This is a genomic window from Herbaspirillum sp. NPDC087042, from assembly GCF_044745245.1.
Classification (GTDB): domain Bacteria; phylum Pseudomonadota; class Gammaproteobacteria; order Burkholderiales; family Burkholderiaceae_D; genus Herbaspirillum.
On sequence record NZ_JBIUZW010000017.1, the window covers coordinates 1 to 16,665 of the forward strand.

The following is a 16,665-nucleotide window of genomic DNA, read 5'->3' on the forward strand; positions in this document are numbered from 1 at the left end:
ACCGAGAAGACCTGCTGGTCGTCCTCGCCGCGGAACATGAAGTACGTACGGAAATCCTCCCACGGCGCGGCGAGGTCGGCCTCGTCGTCCACGACGTACTTGAGCTCCATCTGGTCCAGGAGCTGCTTCACCAGGTCCTGGTCGGGGACGACGGGCCCGGACGGCGCACCGCCGGACTGCGGGCCCTGCTGAGCCCCGAAATTCGGAATCGAGGACGGGTCGATGCTCATCGTGAATCTTCCTTCGTACGGTTCCGGTCATCCTCCCCCATGCCGGGGCAGGGCTGGCAACCCCTGCCCCCGGGTATCCGCTGCGGGCTGACCGAATCCGGCCCGAGTGGCGTGGATCGGCCCTACTTCGCGGCCCCCACGATCAGCCCCTCCCCGAATCGGTCCACCCGAACCGTGTCACCGTCGGTCACTTCGCCCGCCAGGATCTCCTTCGCGAGCCGGTCACCGATGGCGGTCTGGATCAGGCGGCGCAGCGGGCGCGCTCCGTACGCCGGGTCGTTGCCCTCGTCGGCGAGCCACTGAAGGGCCTCGGGGGTGACGTCCAGGGTGAGGCGGCGGTCCGCCAGGCGCTTGGCCAGGCGGTCGATCTGGAGCCCGGCGATGTGGGACAGCTCGTCCTTGGTGAGGGCCGAGAAGACCACCAGGTCGTCGAGGCGGTTGAGGAACTCCGGCTTGAAGGAGGCCCGCACCACTTCCAGAACCTGCTGCTTCTTCTCTTCCGCGCTGGTCATCGGCTCGACGAGGTACTGGCTGCCCAGGTTGGAGGTCAGGATCAGGATGGTGTTGCGGAAGTCCACCGTACGGCCCTGGCCATCGGTCATGCGGCCATCGTCGAGCACCTGCAGCAGCACGTTGAAGACATCCGGATGCGCCTTCTCGATCTCGTCGAGCAGGATCACGCTGTAGGGCTTGCGACGTACGGCCTCGGTCAGGTAGCCGCCCTCTTCGTAACCGACATAGCCCGGTGGCGCGCCGATCAGGCGGGCCACGGAATGCTTCTCCATGAACTCGCTCATGTCGATGCGGATCATCGCCTCCTCGGTATCGAAGAGATAGGACGCCAGCGCCTTGCACAGCTCGGTCTTGCCCACGCCGGTGGGGCCCAGGAACATGAAGGAACCATACGGCTTGCTGGGGTCACCCAGACCAGCGCGCGAGCGGCGGATGGCGTCCGACACGGCCACGATCGCCTCGTCCTGGCCCACCACGCGCTCATGCAGCACGTCTTCCATGTGCAAGAGCTTTTCGCGTTCGCCCTGCATCATGCGCGAGACCGGGATGCCGGTGGCGCGCGCCACGATCTCGGCGATTTCCTCGGCACCCACCTGCGTGCGCACCAGCTTGGGCTTCTCGGTGGTCACGCCGGCGGCATCTTTCTTGTTCTGCACCTCCAGCGCGGCTTCGAGTTCAGCCAGCTTGCCGTACTTCAGCTCCGAGACCTTCTGCCAGTCGCTCTTGCGGGTGGCCTCTTCCATCTGCAGGCGCACCTTCTCGATTTCTTCCTTCAGTTGCTGGCCACCCTGGGCGGTCGATTTCTCGGCCTTCCAGATTTCTTCCAGGTCGGCGTATTCACGCTCCAGCTTCAGGATTTCTTCCTCGATCAGCTGCAGGCGCTTCTGCGAGGCTTCATCCTTCTCGCGCTTGACGGCTTCACGTTCGATCTTCAGTTGGATCAGGCGACGGTCGAGCTTGTCCATCACTTCCGGCTTGGAATCGATCTCGATCTTGATCTTGGCGGCAGCCTCGTCGATCAGGTCGATCGCCTTGTCCGGCAGGAAGCGGTCGGTGATATAGCGATGCGACAGCTCGGCCGCCGCCACGATGGCCGGGTCGGTGATATCGACGCCGTGGTGCACTTCATACTTTTCCTGCAGGCCACGCAGGATGGCGATGGTGGCTTCCACACTGGGTTCGTCGACCAGGATCTTCTGGAAGCGGCGCTCCAGGGCGGCATCCTTCTCGATGTACTGGCGATATTCGTCCAGGGTGGTGGCGCCCACGCAATGCAGCTCGCCGCGCGCCAGCGCCGGCTTCAGCATGTTGCCGGCATCCATGGCGCCTTCGGCCTTGCCGGCGCCAACCATGGTGTGCAGCTCATCGATGAAGACGATGGTCTGGCCTTCGTCCTGGGCGATTTCCTTCAGGACCGCTTTGAGACGCTCCTCGAATTCGCCGCGATACTTGGCGCCGGCCAAGAGCGCCGCCATGTCCAGCGACAGCACGCGCTTGGATTTCAGGCTGTCCGGCACCTCGCCATTGACGATGCGCTGGGCCAGGCCTTCGACGATGGCGGTCTTGCCCACGCCGGGTTCACCGATCAGCACCGGGTTGTTCTTGCTGCGCCGTTGCAGCACCTGGATGGCGCGGCGGATTTCATCGTCGCGGCCGATCACCGGATCGAGCTTGCCGGCACGGGCGCGTTCGGTCAGGTCCAGGGTGTATTTCTTGAGGGCTTCGCGCTGGCCTTCGTCCTGCTGCGAGGACACCGACGCACCGCCGCGCACGGCCTTGATGGCAGCCTCCAGCGACTTTCGGGTGAGACCGTTCTCGCGGGCTGCGCGGCCGGCATCGGACTTGTCGTCCGCCAGGCCCAGCAGCACCATTTCGCTGGCGACGAACTGATCGCCATGCTTTTGCGCTTCCTTGTCGGCCAGGTTGAGCAAGGCCATCAGCTCGCGACCGACCTGCACTTCGCCGCCATGGCCGGAAACCTGCGGCAGACGCTTGAGGGCGCCCTGCAAGGCGGTGGTGAGGCCGTTCACATTGACGCCGGCGCGCTGCAGCAGCGAGCGCGCGCCACCATCGTCCTGGTTCAACAGCGCCAGGATGAGATGGACCGGTTCGATATATTGATTGTCGTGGCCGACTGCCTGGGATTGCGCGTCGGCCAGCGCTTCCTGCAATTTGGTGGTGAGTTTGTCGAGACGCATGGTTCGCTCCAATTTTTCAATGTGATGAAAATTGGGCCACCGCTTTGATTTTCAAGCAATGATCGTGCCGCCAGATTTGATTTGCATCAGGTCGCCCATCGGAAGCATTTTGCCAAGTCCAATAACTTGCAAGACCGCCAGGCTCGGCATGCCGACATGCAACTACATGGCCCGTCCGGCCGCCACGCCCTGCATTTCCTCGCGCAGGTTGCCCAGGCGGTCCAGGGCCTGGTGGTCGTCCTCCAAGGACTTGTCCACGCTTGCATGCATCCAGTCGACCCAGGTGCTGATCTTGGCATCCAGATACTGGCGCGACGGGTACAGGGCATACACGCCCATGTTCTGCAGGCGGTGCTGCGGCAACACTCTTACGATGGTCCCGCTGCGCAAGGCATCCACGGCCGAATAGATGGGCAGGACACCGATGCCCATGCCCTCGCGGATGGCCGTCAGCATAGCCTCGGCCACATTGACCTGGAAATTGCTCTTCACGGCGATCACTGCCCCGCCGTCCGGGCCTTCCAGCACCCACTCGTCCAGCGGCGAAATGGGGCTGACCAGTTGCAGGCAGACATGATGAAGCAGGTCGGCCGGCTGCTGGGGTGCGCCGTACTTGTCCAGATACGCCGGTGAAGCGCACAGCATGCTGAAGGTGCTGCCCAGTTGCCGGTAGATCAAGCCCGAATCGGGCAATTCGCGCGCCAGCACCAGCGAAACGTCATAGCCTTCATCGAGCATGTCGGGGGTACGCTGGGCCAGGGTCAGCTCCACGGCCACATCCGGATAGCGCTTCTGGTAGCCCGAGATGGCCGGGATCACGTAACGCTGCCCAAAACTGGTCATCGCATGGATTCGCAAACGGCCCGAGGGCTTCACATAGGCCGCCCCCGCCTCGGCTTCGGCCTCCTCGACATAGGACATGATCTGCTGGCAACGCAGCAGATAGCGCTCGCCTGCCTCGGTCAGGGCAATGCGACGGGTGGTGCGGTTGAGCAGGCGGGTGCGCAGGTGGCGCTCCAGATCGGCCACGGCGCGCGAGACGTGGGCGGTGGTCAGGCTCATCTGCTGGGCCGCCTGGGTGAAGCTGCCGGCCTCCACCACGCGCACGAAGACGCGCATGTTTTGCAGGGTATCCATGGGTTTCCTATCAGTGAACCAGTGCTTTGCCAAATGCCACAACAGCGCTATAACTGCTGAACTTACCTGAAGCACTCGCATTTGACGCACCAGCGGATGACAGCATTGTTACCCAAAATGGAGCAATAATTATTGCAATATCCGAGATAAACAATTGCGAATCTGCGAATTTTTCGAAAAATAATTACAAAATATAATACATACCATCTGATATTTGCATATTTTTGGGTAATTCCATGAAACGCATCGCACTCCCCACACTGTCCGCCCTGACCGTCATTGCGCTATCGCTGACAATCGCCGGCTGCGCCGACCAAGGGGGCATCCATCCGCAATCCCAGGTACGCGACGTCGCCGCGCTCGATGTCGGCAAGGCCATCCGCCAGGCCGGTGCCGAAGCTGGCTGGCCGCAGCGCTCCTGGTGGCAGGCCTATGGCGATGCACAGCTGGATCAGCTGGTCACCCGTGCCGTGGCCGGCAATCCCAGCATGGCAGTCGCCGCCGCGCGGGTACGCCAGGCGCAGTCCATGGCCGTGGTCGCGCATGCCGGTGAATTGCCCAGCGCCCAGCTGGACGTGTCCGTGGGCCGCAAGGACTGGTCCGACAACGTCTACTACGGCGCCAGCTTCCGCGACAAGCTGACCTGGAACAACACCGCCACCCTGGGCCTGGCCTACAACGTCGACCTGTGGGACCGCAACAAGAACGCCACCGAGCGCGCCGAGGACGAGCTGCATGCCGTCGCCGCCGATGGCCGTGCCGCCCAGCTCGACCTGGAAGGCAATGTGGTGCGCACCTATGTGCAACTGGCGCTGCAATACGGCCTGCTGGACAACACCGAGGCCATGCTGCGCGAAGAGCAGAAGATCCTGGACCTGGCGCACCGCCGCTTCAAGGGGGGACTGGGCACCCAGCTGGAGATTACCCAGGCCGAAGCCCCGCTGCCGGAAACCCGGCGCCAGATCGAAGCCCTGCAAGAGAGCATCGCCCTGATCCGCAACCAGCTGGCGGCCCTGCTGGGCGCAGGCCCCGGTGCGGCCGACGGCATCACCCGCCCGACCCTGGCCCTGCAAACCGCCATGGGCCTGCCCAGCGCCCTGCCGGCCGACCTGGTGGGTCGCCGGCCTGACATCAGCGCGGCCCGCTGGCGCGTGCAGGCGGCCTCCAAGGGCATCGCCGTGGCCAAGGCAGCCTTCTATCCCAACATCAACCTGCTGGCCGGCATCGGCCCGACGGCGGCCGGTGGCGGTCTGTTCTCCTTCCTCAGCGGCCCCAACATGCAAACCACCTATGGTCCGGCGATCTCGCTGCCCATCTTCGAGGGTGGCCGCCTGCGTGGCCAGCTGGGAGCGGCCAGCGCCGGCTACGACCTGGAAGTGGAACACTACAACGCCCTGCTCTCGCAAGCCCTGAAAGGCATCGCCGACCAGGTCGTGACGCTGCAATCGGTGCTGCGCCAGCAGCAACAGGCACATGAATCGGTGCTGGCTGCGCAGAAGAACGTCGACATCGCCACCCACGCCTACCAGCGCGGCCTGACCGACTACCTCAATGTCTTGCATGCGCAAACCCAGTGGCTGCGCCAGCAACAGATCGTGCAGCAACTGCAGGCCCAGCAGCTCTCGGCCTATGCCGCCCTGCAGACCGCGCTGGGCGGCGGCATGGAGAGCGACGCTGCGCCGGTGGCCACGGCCGACACCGCCAAGGTGGCGCAATGAGCCAGCCCGCGCCCGGCCTGCCGTTCGGCAGCCAGCTCAAGGAGGCCGCCACCGACTGGTGGCGCAACGATGCGCCGACCTGGGTGTATGTCTTCAAGATGGTCTTCGCCGGCCTGCTGGCCCTGGGCGTGGGCTACGGCCTGGACCTGCAATCGCCGCGCTCGGCCCTCATCACGGTATTCATCGTGATGCAGCCGCAAAGCGGCATGATCCTGGCCAAGAGCTTCTATCGTGTCGTCGGTACCCTGATCGGCTCGGCCGCCATCGTGGTCTTCGTCGGCCTGTTCGCGCAGACGCCGGAGCTGTTCCTGCTGGCCTCGGCCCTGTGGATCGGGCTGTGTACGGTGGGCTCGGCGCACAACCGCAATTTCCGCTCCTACGGCTTCGTGCTGTCGGGCTATACGGTGGCCCTGATCGGCTTGCCGGCCGCGCTCAATCCGGCCATCACCTTTGACTCGGTGATGACGCGGGTCACCGAGATCATGGTCGGCATCGTCTGTGCCGGCCTGGTCAGCGCCCTGGTGTTCCCGCAAGCCAGTGCCACCGGCCTGGTGCGCGTCATCCGCGGTCGCTTCACGGCCTTCGTCGACCTCATCAGCGCTACCCTGGGCGGCACCACCGACCGCAAGCAGCTCGAAGCCACCAACGCCCGCTTCGTCGGCGACATCATCGGCCTGGAAGCGCTGCGCAGTTCGGCCATCTTCGAAGACCCCGAAGTACGCCTGCGCAGCGGTCGCCTGACCCGCATGAACAGCGAGTTCATGGCCCTGTCCACCCGCGTGCACGCCCTGCATCAGCTGATGAACCGCCTGCACGCCAACCCGGCTCCCGGCGCAAGCCTGGCCATCGATGCCATCTCGCCGTATTTCCGCGAAGTGCAGCCCCTGCTCACGCGTGCCAGCGGCGAGCCGGTGATGAGCGCGGTCGATGCCGCCGATGCGGCCCTCAAACTGGATGCCTACAAGCGCGAACTGCCGCGCCGGGTGCGTGCCACCCGCGGCCTGCTTGCGCCGGCGCTGGAGAGCGACAACGCCATGCTGGACTTCGACACCGCCTCGGAGCTGCTGTACCGGGTCATCGAAGAACTGCACGCCTATACCCTCACCTACGCCTCGCTGAACCAGCGCCACCACGAGCGCGAGCAATGGGAGCACTCCTACGCCTCCAAGACCAGCATGACCACGGCCCTGATCGCCGGCGCCCGCGCCGCCATCACGCTGCTGTGCCTGTCGGCCTTCTGGATCGCCAGCGGCTGGCCCAGCGGCGACGTCGCCGCCCTCAATGCGGCGGCCTTCTGCGCCATCACCTCGGCCGCGCCCGATCCGGCCAAGGCCACGCGCACGGTCGCCATCGGCGTGGTGTTTGCCGCCATTGCCGGCTATTTCTATACCTTCCACATCCTGCCGCGCCTGGATGGCTACTGGATGCTGGCCACGGCCCTGATGCCGGTACTGATGCTGGCCGTGTTCCTGACCACCAAACCCAACTGGGCCGGTTACGGGCTGGGGATCTGCATCTTCTTCCCCTTCCTGGCGGTGCCCGACAACTTTGCCCGCTTCAATGCCGCCGGCTACATCAACGAAGCGGTGGCGCTGATGGTCTCGCTCATCGTCACGGCCGTGGCCTTCATGCTGCTGCTGCCGCCCACCACCAACTGGACCGTACGCGTGCTGGAGAAGCAGCTGCGCAAGCAGGTGGTGGATGCCTGCTTCGGCAAGCTGGCCCACCTGGCCCTGAAGTTCGAGAGCGGCACGCGCGACCTGATGCACCAGATCACCATGCTCACCAGCAGCCGCCCGGCCCTGCGCCAGGTCGCACTGGGCTGGATGTTCGCCACCCTGGAAGTGGGTCACGCCATCATCGAATTGCGCACCGAACTCAATGGCATCCGCACCGAGACACCCGACCTGTTGCCGCCGTCGGCCCTGGCCGCGCTGAACCGCCTGCGTGACACCATTCCGGCACTGTTTGCGCGGCCCGATACGACCACGCTGGCCGCCGCCCTGGCCGCCAACGACCAGGCCATCGTCGAGGTGCAACACGCCATCGGTCCGCACTATCGCGAACGCAGCGAGCGCCATCGCCTGCAGCGTACGCTGAGCTATCTGCATTTCATCCGCACCGCCCTGCTCGACGAGCAATCGCCGCTGCATACCATGCGCGCCGGTGCCAACCAACAACCGGGAGCCCGTCATGCCGCGTGAGATTTCCTTCTTCGACGCCTACATTCCAACCGTGCTGCTGCTGGCAGTCCTGGCTGCCGCCCTCACGGTGGTGGTCGATCGACTCTTGGTGCGGGTGGGCTTCTATGCCCTGACCTGGCACCCGGCGCTGTTCCGGGTAAGCATGTTCGTCTGCTTCACGGCGCTCTTGGGCTTGTACGTGTATCGCTAGCGTCCTCGTCCTGCATCGTCGCGCACCATCCCACATCACTTACGAAAAGATAAAGAAACATTCAGGAGTAGTTCATCATGTCGGTCAAATCGATCTTCCGCCTCATCATCACCCTGGCCATCTTCGCCCTGGCCATCCTGCTGGCCTGGAGCCTGTGGCAGCACTACATGCTTTCCCCCTGGACGCGCGACGGCCGGGTACGCGCCGACGTGGTCAATATCGCCCCCGATGTCTCGGGCCAGGTGGTGCAATTGCCGGTACGCGACAACCAGCTGGTCAAGAAAGGCGACCTGCTGATGGAAATCGATCCGGCCCGCTATGAACTGGCGCTGCAACAGGCCGAAGCCGCCGTGACCGCCCGCCGTGCCGACCTGGACGTGCGCCGTGCCGATGTCGAGGCCCGCCGCGCCGATCTGGACATGCGCCGCGCCCAGGCCCGCCGTCGCGCCGATATCGATGCCCTGGTGGTCTCGCGTGAAGCGCGCGAAGACGCCGGCAGCCAGGTCACTGCTTCGCAGGCCCAGATGCAGGCCGCACAGGCCCAGTACCAGGGTGCCCAGGCACAGTATCAGGCGGCACTGGCCCAGCGTGATACCGCCAAGTTGAACCTGGAACGCACCAAGGTGTTCTCGCCGGTGGACGGCTACATCACCAACCTGAACGTGCGCCGTGGTGACTACGCCAGCGCCGGTGCGGCCAAGATCGCGGTGATCGACAGCCACTCCTTCTGGGTCTATGCCTACTTCGAAGAGACCAAGCTGCCGCTGCTGTCCATCGGTGACCACGCCAAGATCCAACTGATCAACGGCGCCACCCTCGCCGGCCATGTCGACAGCATCGCCCGTGGCATCTATGACCGCGACAACCCGCAAAGCCGCGAGCTGATCGCCGACGTCAACCCGACCTTCAACTGGGTGCGCCTGGCCCAGCGCATCCCGGTGCGCATCCACCTGGACCAGGTACCCGAGAATGTATTGCTGGCCTCGGGCCTGACCTGCACGGTGGTACTGGAACCGGGTAGCGGCAAGCAGCAAGGCGACAACAAGCACTAAGCGCTGACGCCCGACCGGAAGACCAAGAGAAAAGCGACCTCCCCTGCATGGGGAGGTCGCTTTTTTTACGTACGCTTGCGGGAGACGGCACCGACCGTCATGCCGACGGGCTTGAGCAGTTTCTCGGCGGTGGCCAGTGTGGGGCTGGACTCACCGCGTTCGATATCCTGCAGGGTACGCGCCGAGACGCCGCACAGCCGGGCGTATTCGGCGATGGTCAGGCGCAAGGTGGTGCGGATCTTGCGGACCACGGCAGGAATCGGCAAGGCAGGATCGGCGGCCAGTTCGTCGAACAGGACACGACGCTCTTCCAGTTGCTCGATGGGGGTAAGGGGCTTGAAGCGCTTGTCCATTCAGAGCGCCTCCAGCTGGCGGCACACCTGGGCCACGGTCGGCGCCAGTGGTGCCAGGAATGGCTCCTCGATGCCCAGGGCACGCGCATGCTCCAGCAGACCGGCCAGCGGCACTGCCATCTGCTGCACCGCCGCCCGCACCGGCGCCACCTCCACCTGCGCAGCCTCGCAGGCCTGCGCGATGGCGCTGGCCCATTGCGGTGCGCCGGCATCATCCTGCTCCCAGCGCATGCGTCGGGCGATGCCGTCCGGGTGCAGCCACATGGGCGCGAAATCGAACAGGGGTGTCAGACCGATCTGCCCTTGTGCATCTCTTCGGATGGCGGTGTTGCGGGCGTGATTATCCTTGTTGCGCAAGACGATATTGGCAATGTCACGGCGCAGATATTCGGCAATCTCGGCCACCGGATCGGTGGCTAGCTGCCCCAGCCGGGCGCAGGCGGCATTGTGCGAAGGCACGGCACCGAAGCCGCTCACCCCGCACAGCGACGCAATGCTTTCCTGTGCGTGGCGCAGCACCTGCCCCTCCCGCACCTCACGGTCGAAACGCGGAATGAACAAGGCCTTGCCGTGCAAGGCCAGCGGTGCATGGACCTGCAATCCGAGGCTGGCGGCCAGCGCCATGTAGGGGGCTTCCAGGCGCAGGATATTGGCCAGGTCAGGATCGGGACCACGACCGAACTTGACGATGTAGTGGCGCTCGGCCAGTTCGTCAGGCAGTGCGTGGTCGAGATAGAACAGGCCATCACGCGCACGCGTCATCAGGATCTTGGGCCATTCCCCCTGCACCCCCGATGAACCTGCCAGGAACAGTCCATGCTGGGCCAGATATTCGTTGAAATCCTCCGAGCGGGCGGCGATCTCGTCGATGCCGAATCCACGCAATTGTGGCCCGCTGCGCTCCTGCACCCATTGCCAGGCCTCCAGCACACGCAGGTTGCCAATCGGATTGCCAGCGCCCGCGCACAGCAGGGGCCAGTCGGCACTGGCCTCGGCCCGTTCGTCCAGCCCCAGCTGGCGCAGCAGCTCGCCACGTCCATAGCCTTGCGGCAGCAAGTCGATCAGGAAGGGAGGCCAGCCCGGCTCCTGGTGGCTATCGAAGTCCACCAGGCAATTGGCCGAAAAAGCCGCCGCATCTCGCCGGCCTTGATAGGCGACCACGTGGGCGGCGTCGTAAGCCAGGAAGGCCGGCGCGACCATGCCCTGCTCCATCGGGCCGATCAGGGATAGCGCGCCGGCATCGCGCCAGGCACCGTCGATATGCAGTTGTAGGGTGCAGGAAGTCTTCATATACACATCATACTATCACTAATATTGGCGTATTCCAGTCCAATCATGATAGTTTGATGTGTAAGCAATCCCGACCTACCCGGCAAACACCTGCCAGACCAGCCACACATTGGCCGCCGAGATGGCCGCAAAGAGGATCCAGGCCAGCGTGCTCACCCACCAGGCATTGACCAGCTCGCCCATCAGGTCGCGTCGGCTGGTCAGGCGGATCAGCGGATACATGGCAAAGGGCAGTTGCAATGACAGCACCACCTGGCTGGCCACCAGCAGCTTGCCCACCGAATGCGGCCCCAGTGTGAGCACGCCCACCAGTGCCGGTACCAGCGCCAGCGCGCGGGTGATGACGCGGCGCTGCCAGCACGGGATCTTGAGCTTCAGGAAGCCTTCCATGATGACCTGGCCGGCAATGGTGCCGGTAAAGGTGGAACTCTGGCCCGAGGCAAACAGCCCCACGCCGAACAGGACAGCAGCCATGGCCGAGCCGGTGATGGGGTCCAGCAGATGATAGGCCTCGTCCAGCTCGGCCACCTGGGTATGACCGCTCTGGTGGAAGGCCGAGGCCGCCAGGATCAGGATGGTGGCATTGATGACCATGGCGATCAGCAGCGACACCGTGGTATCGACCCGGGTGTAGCGCACCGCTTCCAGCAGGGACGCCGGATCGCGCCGCACGCTGCGCGTCTGCACGATGGACGAATGCAGGTAGAGGTTGTGCGGCATCACGGTGGCGCCGATGATGCCGATCGCCAGGTAGAGCGGCTCGCGACCGGAAATGGCCGTCAGCGACGGCACGAAGCCCTGCATCACGGCGTGCCAGTCGGCCTTGACGAAGGCCAGTTGCGCCAGCAGGCAGGCGGCAATCGTGATGACCAGGCCAAGGATGATGGCTTCCACCTGCCGGAAACCCCTGCCCTTCAAGCCGAGCACGATCAGGGTATCCAGCGCGGTCAGCATCACCCCCACCGGCAGCGATACACCCAGCAGCAGGTTGAAGGCCAGCGCGCAGCCCAGCACTTCGGCCAGGTCGCAGGCAATGATGGAGAGCTCGGCCAGCACCCACATACCGCGCCCGACCACGGGCGGGTAATGCTCGCGCGAATGGACTGCCAGATCCTTGCCGGTGGCGATACCCAGGCGCGCGCACAGGCATTGCAGCACGATGGCGGCCAGGCTGGAGAGCATCACCACGAACAGCAGCTGGTAGCCGAACTGCGAACCGGCCTGGATGGAGGTAGCCCAGTTGCCCGGGTCCATGTAGCCGATCGAGACCAGCAAGCCGGGACCGACATAGATGCGCAGCTTTTGCCAGACCGTGGCGCCGGTCGGCACGGCGACCGAACCGGCCACTTCGGAGGGACAGAAAGGTGCCGTCGCGGTCTGGGGCAAGCCCGGGATGCGCGGCAATCGGAAGGTAAATGGCAAGACGGTTTCCCCTCTGCTGGTGCGGATGGGCGTGCACGTTGCCGGGATCAGCGTCCCGGCCCGTGACGCCTTATTGTTTCCATTTGGCGAGCGCGCTGTCGTCGCTCTCGCGGGCATCGACCCAGCGCGCGCCTGCGGGCGTCTGTTCCTTTTTCCAGAACGGCGCCTGGGTCTTGAGGTAGTCCATGATGAATTCGCAGGCGGCGAAGGCTTCGCCCCGATGGGGCGAGGTGACGGCCACCAGCACGATCTGCTCGCGCGGCTGCATCGGGCCGATGCGGTGGATCACCAGCGCATCGAAGATGGGCCAGCGCGCCTTGGCCTGCTCGACGATCTGCTCCAGGGCGCGCTCGGTCATGACCGGGTAGTGCTCCAGCTCCATCTCGGAGACGGTGGCACCGTCGTTGAGATCGCGTACCGTGCCCACGAAGCTCACTACCGCGCCGACCCGGGGATTGGACAGGCGCAGTTGCGCTACTTCAGCGGAGAGATCGAAATCGGCAGTCTGGACGCGGACAGGCATGGCGGGGCAAGAGAATCAGGAACAAGCCCCGATTCTACCAGCGCCCGCCACACTGGCTAGACCAGCAAGCCCCACAGCACCAGCGTCATGCCCAGGCCGATGACCGACACCAGGGTCTGGATCACCGACCAGGTGGCCAGGGTCTGCTTCAGGTTCAGGCCGAAGTATTCCTTGACCATCCAGAAGCCGGCGTCATTGACGTGGCAGAAGAACACCGAACCCGCGCCGATGGCCAGGGCCATCAGCGAGTTGTGGGTGGCCGTCAGGCCGGCCACCAGCGGCGCCACGATACCGGCCGTGGCCGTGGTGGCGACAGTGGCCGACCCGGTGGCCTGGCGCAGCGCCACGGCGATGATCCAGGCCAGCAGGATCAGCGGCATGTGGGTACCGGCAGCGACCTTGGTGATGGTGTCGCTGATGCCGGCCGACAGCAGGGTCTGCTTCAGGCCGCCACCGGCGCCGATGGTCAGCAGCAGGCCGGCGATGGGCGGCAAGGCACGGCGCAACGTGGCACCGACGTCGAAGCGGCTGCTGCCCTGGCCCCAGCCCAGCACCACCACGGCGAAGAGCACCGTGACGGTCAGCGCGATGATGGGTTCGCCGAAGAAGTTGAGCATCTCGAACAACTCGGTCTTGGGCGTGACCCAGATGCGTGCCACGGTGCGACCCAGCATCAGGGCCACCGGCAACAGGATGGTCACCAGCGCGGCCAGGAAGCCTGGCTGCGACTGCCCTTCACGGGCGGTGAAGAGCTTGCCGATCTGGTCAGGCTCGGCCATGTTCAGGCGCGGTGCAAGGAAGTTGCCATACAGGGGACCGGCGATGATGACCGCCGGAATGGCCACGATGAAGCCCAGCAGCATGGTGGTGCCGAGGTCGGCGTGCAGTGCCGAGACGGCGATCAGCGGGCCCGGGTGCGGCGGCAGCAGCGCATGCAGCGTGGTCATGCCGGCCAGCGCGGGAATGGCCACGCGCATGATCGGCAGGTTGGAGCGGCGCGCCATCACGAAGATGATCGGTGCCATCATCACCAGCCCCACCTCGAAGAACAGCGGCAGGCCGACCACCAGGGCCACCAGCGCCATCATCCAGGGGATAACGCTGCCGCGCGCATAGCGCAGCAGCGTATTGACGATGCGGTCGGCCGCGCCGGACTCGGCCATCAACGCGCCCAGCATGGCGCCCAGGGAGATGATGATGCCGGCCTCGCCCAGGAGGCTGCCGGCGCCCTTGCTGAAGGCCTTGGCAATGTCTTCCAGCGGCAGGCCGGCGCCAATACCCGCCACGAAGGTGCCGATCAGGATGGAAAGGAAGGGTGCGATGGACAAGAAGCTGATCAATACCACGATGGCGATCAGTGCCGCCAGCGTCACCAGCAGCAACTGCGTGTCCTGGGCCGCCCACGCGGCCAGATGTGTCGAAATCAAGATGGTTCCTTCTTCAGGTGTGGATGAATGCGCATCGTTGAACGATGTCTTTTGCATCCCCTCCGCAGGCATGGTTGGCACATGGCTGGTCTCCTCCCAAAGAATCCGGATCCGGTATCCCGTGGCGGCTGGTCGATCAGGTCAGGTCTCGTGTCTTTTGCCAGACGCTGGCCAGCCACGGTTGCTGCTCGCGCGGCAAACCGTCAGGGCGGTAATAATGCCGCAATTCGGCAAATCCTGCTGCATGCAGATAACGGCGCCAGCCATCCAGGCTGTGCCAGACGCCGTAGCGCTGGCCGCTCCAGCCTTCCAGGTCGTCGCCGCGCGGGTTGGAGCTGAACAGGATGCCATCCGGCTTCAGGCTGGCCCGCAACTGGCCCAGCACGCGTGGCAGCTCGGCCGAGGGTATATGGAACAGCGAGGCATTGGCAAAGATGCCGTCGAAGCGCTGCGGGGGCAATTGCAGCTGGAGAAAATCCTGGTGCAGGACTTCACAGCCGGACGCCGCACTGGCCATGTCGACGAAGGCGCGGGTGCCGTCCAGGCCGACGGCCACATGGCCGCGCCGGGTGAACTCCACCAGATCGCGCCCGGGGCCGCAACCGAAGTCGAGAATGGTGAATGGCCCCTGCCCGGCCTCACCCGGCCGTGCCGCCAGTGCCTCCAGCAGCGCCGCCATGTTCTGGCTGACGTCATGGTCCCAGGTGCCTTCACGGAAACTCTCGGCGTTCTGGTCGTAGTGCGCCAGCGTGCCGGTGGCGGGATCGCGGTGCGCGCTCATGGCGACCTCAGCCCCCGGTGACAGGGGGGAAGAAGGCGACTTCGCCGCCGTCGGCGATCTCGGTATCGGCCTCGGTCATGTCATGGTCGTAGGCCATGCGCAGGTTCTTTTCAGGACCCAGCACCTCGGCCCAGATGCCGCCGCGGCCCATGAGGAAGGCGCGCACGTCGCCCACGGTCTTGACGCTGGCGGGCAGTTCGATGACTTCCTGCGAGGTCTTGAGGGCTTCGCGCACGCTGGCGAAGAAACGGAGTTCGATTTTCATGAGGGGAAATTCCTTGGTGGTTCAGTTGAGCAGGTGATCGAAGGCCAGGAACTGCACCATGTCGCCCGCCGCTATGGTCTGTCCGGGCGGATTGTCGACCAGGCCATCGGCCCAGGCGGTCGAGGTCAGCACGGCCGAGCCCTGGCTGGGGAAGAGGTCCAGCCCGCCCTGGGCATTGCGCCGCACGCGCAGGAATTCCTGGCGGCGATCGGCGCGCGGCCAGTCGAAGTCGGCGCGCAGCGTCACGGCCTGCGGCAGCACGGCCTCGCGTGGCAAGCCTTGCAGGCGCAGCAGGAAGGGCCGCACGAACAACAGGAAGGTCACGAAGGACGATACCGGATTGCCCGGCAGGCCCATGAAGAAGGCCTCGCCCTGCCCTGCATCCGGGCCACGGCGCACCTGGCCGAAGGCCAGCGGCTTGCCCGGCTTCATGGCGATCTGCCACATGTTGATGCGCCCTTCGGCTTCCACGGCCGGCTTGACGTGGTCTTCCTCGCCCACCGACACGCCGCCGCTGGTGATGATGAGATCATGCTCGCGTGCCGCCTCGCGCAAGGTCTCGCGGGTAGCGGCCAGATTGTCGGGCACGATGCCGTAGTCGCTGATCTCGCAGCCCAGTTGCTGCAACAGGCCGCGCAGCAGGAAACGGTTGGAATTGTAGATGGCGCCCGGCTTCAGGGCTTCGCCCGGCATGGTCAGTTCATCGCCGGTGAAGAACACCGCTACCCGCACGCGCCGCAGCACTTCCAGGCTGGCCTGGCCGATGGATGCCGCCAGTCCCAGCTCTTGCGGACGCAGACGGGTCCCCACTGGCAGGATGGTACTGCCCTGGCGGATATCCTCGCCCACATAGCGCACCCATTCACCGGGCTTGGGGAGATGGCGCACCGTGACGTGCTCGCCATCGACTTCGCAGGCTTCCTGCATGACCACGGCGTCGGCGCCGTCGGGCAGCATGGCGCCGGTGAAGATGCGCGCCGCCGTGCCGGCTTCGAGCGGCTGGCCCACATGGCCGGCCGGAATGCGCTGCGATACGCGCAGACGCGCCTGCCCCGAGGCACAATCGGCAGCACGCACGGCGTAGCCGTCCATCTGCGAATTGTCCATGCCGGGGACGTTGATCGGCGCCTGGACAGCTGCGGCCAGCACGCGGCCGCAGGCGTCCAGGGTCGCGACAGTCTGGTGGCCACTGACCGGCACGGCCGCGGCGAGCAAGGTATCGAGCGCCTGGCTTACGCTTTGCATGGGGGCACGGGCCGGTTTGTCGGAAGACGTGGTCGGGGGGACATTGGATTGCATGGCTGGCCTGTCTGGATGGAACCTGGAAGGAGCGCTGTCTTCATGGCGATACAGCGACCCGAC

The 16,665-nt window shown here is 65.2% G+C and carries 15 protein-coding genes; 4 read left to right on the forward strand and 11 right to left on the reverse strand.

Going from position 1 to position 16,665, the window contains the following annotated elements:
* From ACIPHN_RS20740 to ACIPHN_RS20750, 3 genes are all read right to left on the reverse strand, one after another.
* Positions 1 to 230 (reverse strand): YbjN domain-containing protein (locus ACIPHN_RS20740; protein ID WP_400439518.1); only part of this gene is annotated, 230 nt, incomplete at its 3' end.
* A gap of 122 nt (positions 231 to 352) precedes the next feature.
* The gene (gene clpB, locus ACIPHN_RS20745) at positions 353 to 2,941 is read right to left on the reverse strand and encodes an ATP-dependent chaperone ClpB (protein ID WP_400439520.1); all 2,589 of its coding nucleotides are present in this window, start codon (positions 2,939 to 2,941) and stop codon (positions 353 to 355) included.
* Between the two features lie 162 nt (positions 2,942 to 3,103).
* Positions 3,104 to 4,078 carry a LysR family transcriptional regulator gene (locus tag ACIPHN_RS20750; protein WP_400439523.1) on the reverse strand — a complete coding sequence of 325 codons (975 nt, stop codon included), beginning with the start codon at positions 4,076 to 4,078 and terminating at the stop codon, positions 3,104 to 3,106.
* 236 nt (positions 4,079 to 4,314) lie between these two features.
* On the opposite strand from ACIPHN_RS20750, the gene ACIPHN_RS20755 reads away from it, so the two are divergent.
* From ACIPHN_RS20755 to ACIPHN_RS20770, 4 genes are all read left to right on the forward strand, one after another.
* Positions 4,315 to 5,796: an efflux transporter outer membrane subunit gene (locus ACIPHN_RS20755; protein WP_400439526.1), complete on the forward strand. Its 1,482-nt coding sequence runs from the start codon at positions 4,315 to 4,317 to the stop codon at positions 5,794 to 5,796.
* Entirely contained in the window at positions 5,793 to 8,000 is a 2,208-nt protein-coding gene (locus ACIPHN_RS20760; protein ID WP_400439529.1) for an FUSC family protein, read from the forward strand. The genes ACIPHN_RS20755 and ACIPHN_RS20760 overlap by 4 nt, the downstream gene beginning before the upstream one ends.
* Complete coding sequence (locus tag ACIPHN_RS20765) at positions 7,990 to 8,190, forward strand: DUF1656 domain-containing protein (protein ID WP_400439532.1); 201 nt, start codon at positions 7,990 to 7,992, stop codon at positions 8,188 to 8,190. The genes ACIPHN_RS20760 and ACIPHN_RS20765 overlap by 11 nt, the downstream gene beginning before the upstream one ends.
* A gap of 77 nt (positions 8,191 to 8,267) precedes the next feature.
* Positions 8,268 to 9,242 carry a biotin/lipoyl-binding protein gene (locus tag ACIPHN_RS20770; protein ID WP_400439535.1) on the forward strand — a complete coding sequence of 325 codons (975 nt, stop codon included), beginning with the start codon at positions 8,268 to 8,270 and terminating at the stop codon, positions 9,240 to 9,242.
* Positions 9,243 to 9,307: 65 nt separating this feature from the next.
* On the opposite strand, the gene ACIPHN_RS20775 is transcribed toward ACIPHN_RS20770, so the two are convergent.
* The 8 genes from ACIPHN_RS20775 to glp all read right to left on the reverse strand — a co-directional run bounded on the left by ACIPHN_RS20775 (position 9,308) and on the right by glp (position 16,602).
* Positions 9,308 to 9,595 (reverse strand): helix-turn-helix transcriptional regulator, encoded by a 288-nt coding sequence (locus ACIPHN_RS20775; protein WP_198980512.1) that lies wholly within the window; start codon positions 9,593 to 9,595, stop codon positions 9,308 to 9,310.
* Positions 9,596 to 10,885 carry a type II toxin-antitoxin system HipA family toxin gene (locus ACIPHN_RS20780; protein WP_400439537.1) on the reverse strand — a complete coding sequence of 430 codons (1,290 nt, stop codon included), beginning with the start codon at positions 10,883 to 10,885 and terminating at the stop codon, positions 9,596 to 9,598.
* Between the two features lie 75 nt (positions 10,886 to 10,960).
* Positions 10,961 to 12,307: an Nramp family divalent metal transporter gene (locus ACIPHN_RS20785; protein WP_400439540.1), complete on the reverse strand. Its 1,347-nt coding sequence runs from the start codon at positions 12,305 to 12,307 to the stop codon at positions 10,961 to 10,963.
* A gap of 70 nt (positions 12,308 to 12,377) precedes the next feature.
* A complete protein-coding gene (moaE, locus tag ACIPHN_RS20790; RefSeq protein WP_400439542.1) occupies positions 12,378 to 12,830 on the reverse strand; it encodes a molybdopterin synthase catalytic subunit MoaE in 453 nt (150 codons plus the stop codon).
* Positions 12,831 to 12,886: 56 nt separating this feature from the next.
* Entirely contained in the window at positions 12,887 to 14,257 is a 1,371-nt protein-coding gene (locus ACIPHN_RS20795) for a gluconate:H+ symporter (protein WP_400439544.1), read from the reverse strand.
* Positions 14,258 to 14,393: 136 nt separating this feature from the next.
* A complete protein-coding gene (locus tag ACIPHN_RS20800) occupies positions 14,394 to 15,038 on the reverse strand; it encodes a class I SAM-dependent methyltransferase (RefSeq protein WP_400439547.1) in 645 nt (214 codons plus the stop codon).
* A 7-nt stretch (positions 15,039 to 15,045) separates the two neighbouring features.
* Positions 15,046 to 15,303: a molybdopterin converting factor subunit 1 gene (gene moaD / locus ACIPHN_RS20805; protein ID WP_400439550.1), complete on the reverse strand. Its 258-nt coding sequence runs from the start codon at positions 15,301 to 15,303 to the stop codon at positions 15,046 to 15,048.
* A gap of 21 nt (positions 15,304 to 15,324) precedes the next feature.
* On the reverse strand, positions 15,325 to 16,602 hold the full coding sequence (glp, locus tag ACIPHN_RS20810; protein ID WP_400439552.1) for a gephyrin-like molybdotransferase Glp: 1,278 nt from the start codon (positions 16,600 to 16,602) through the stop codon (positions 15,325 to 15,327).
* Between the last annotated feature and the right edge of the window lie 63 nt (positions 16,603 to 16,665).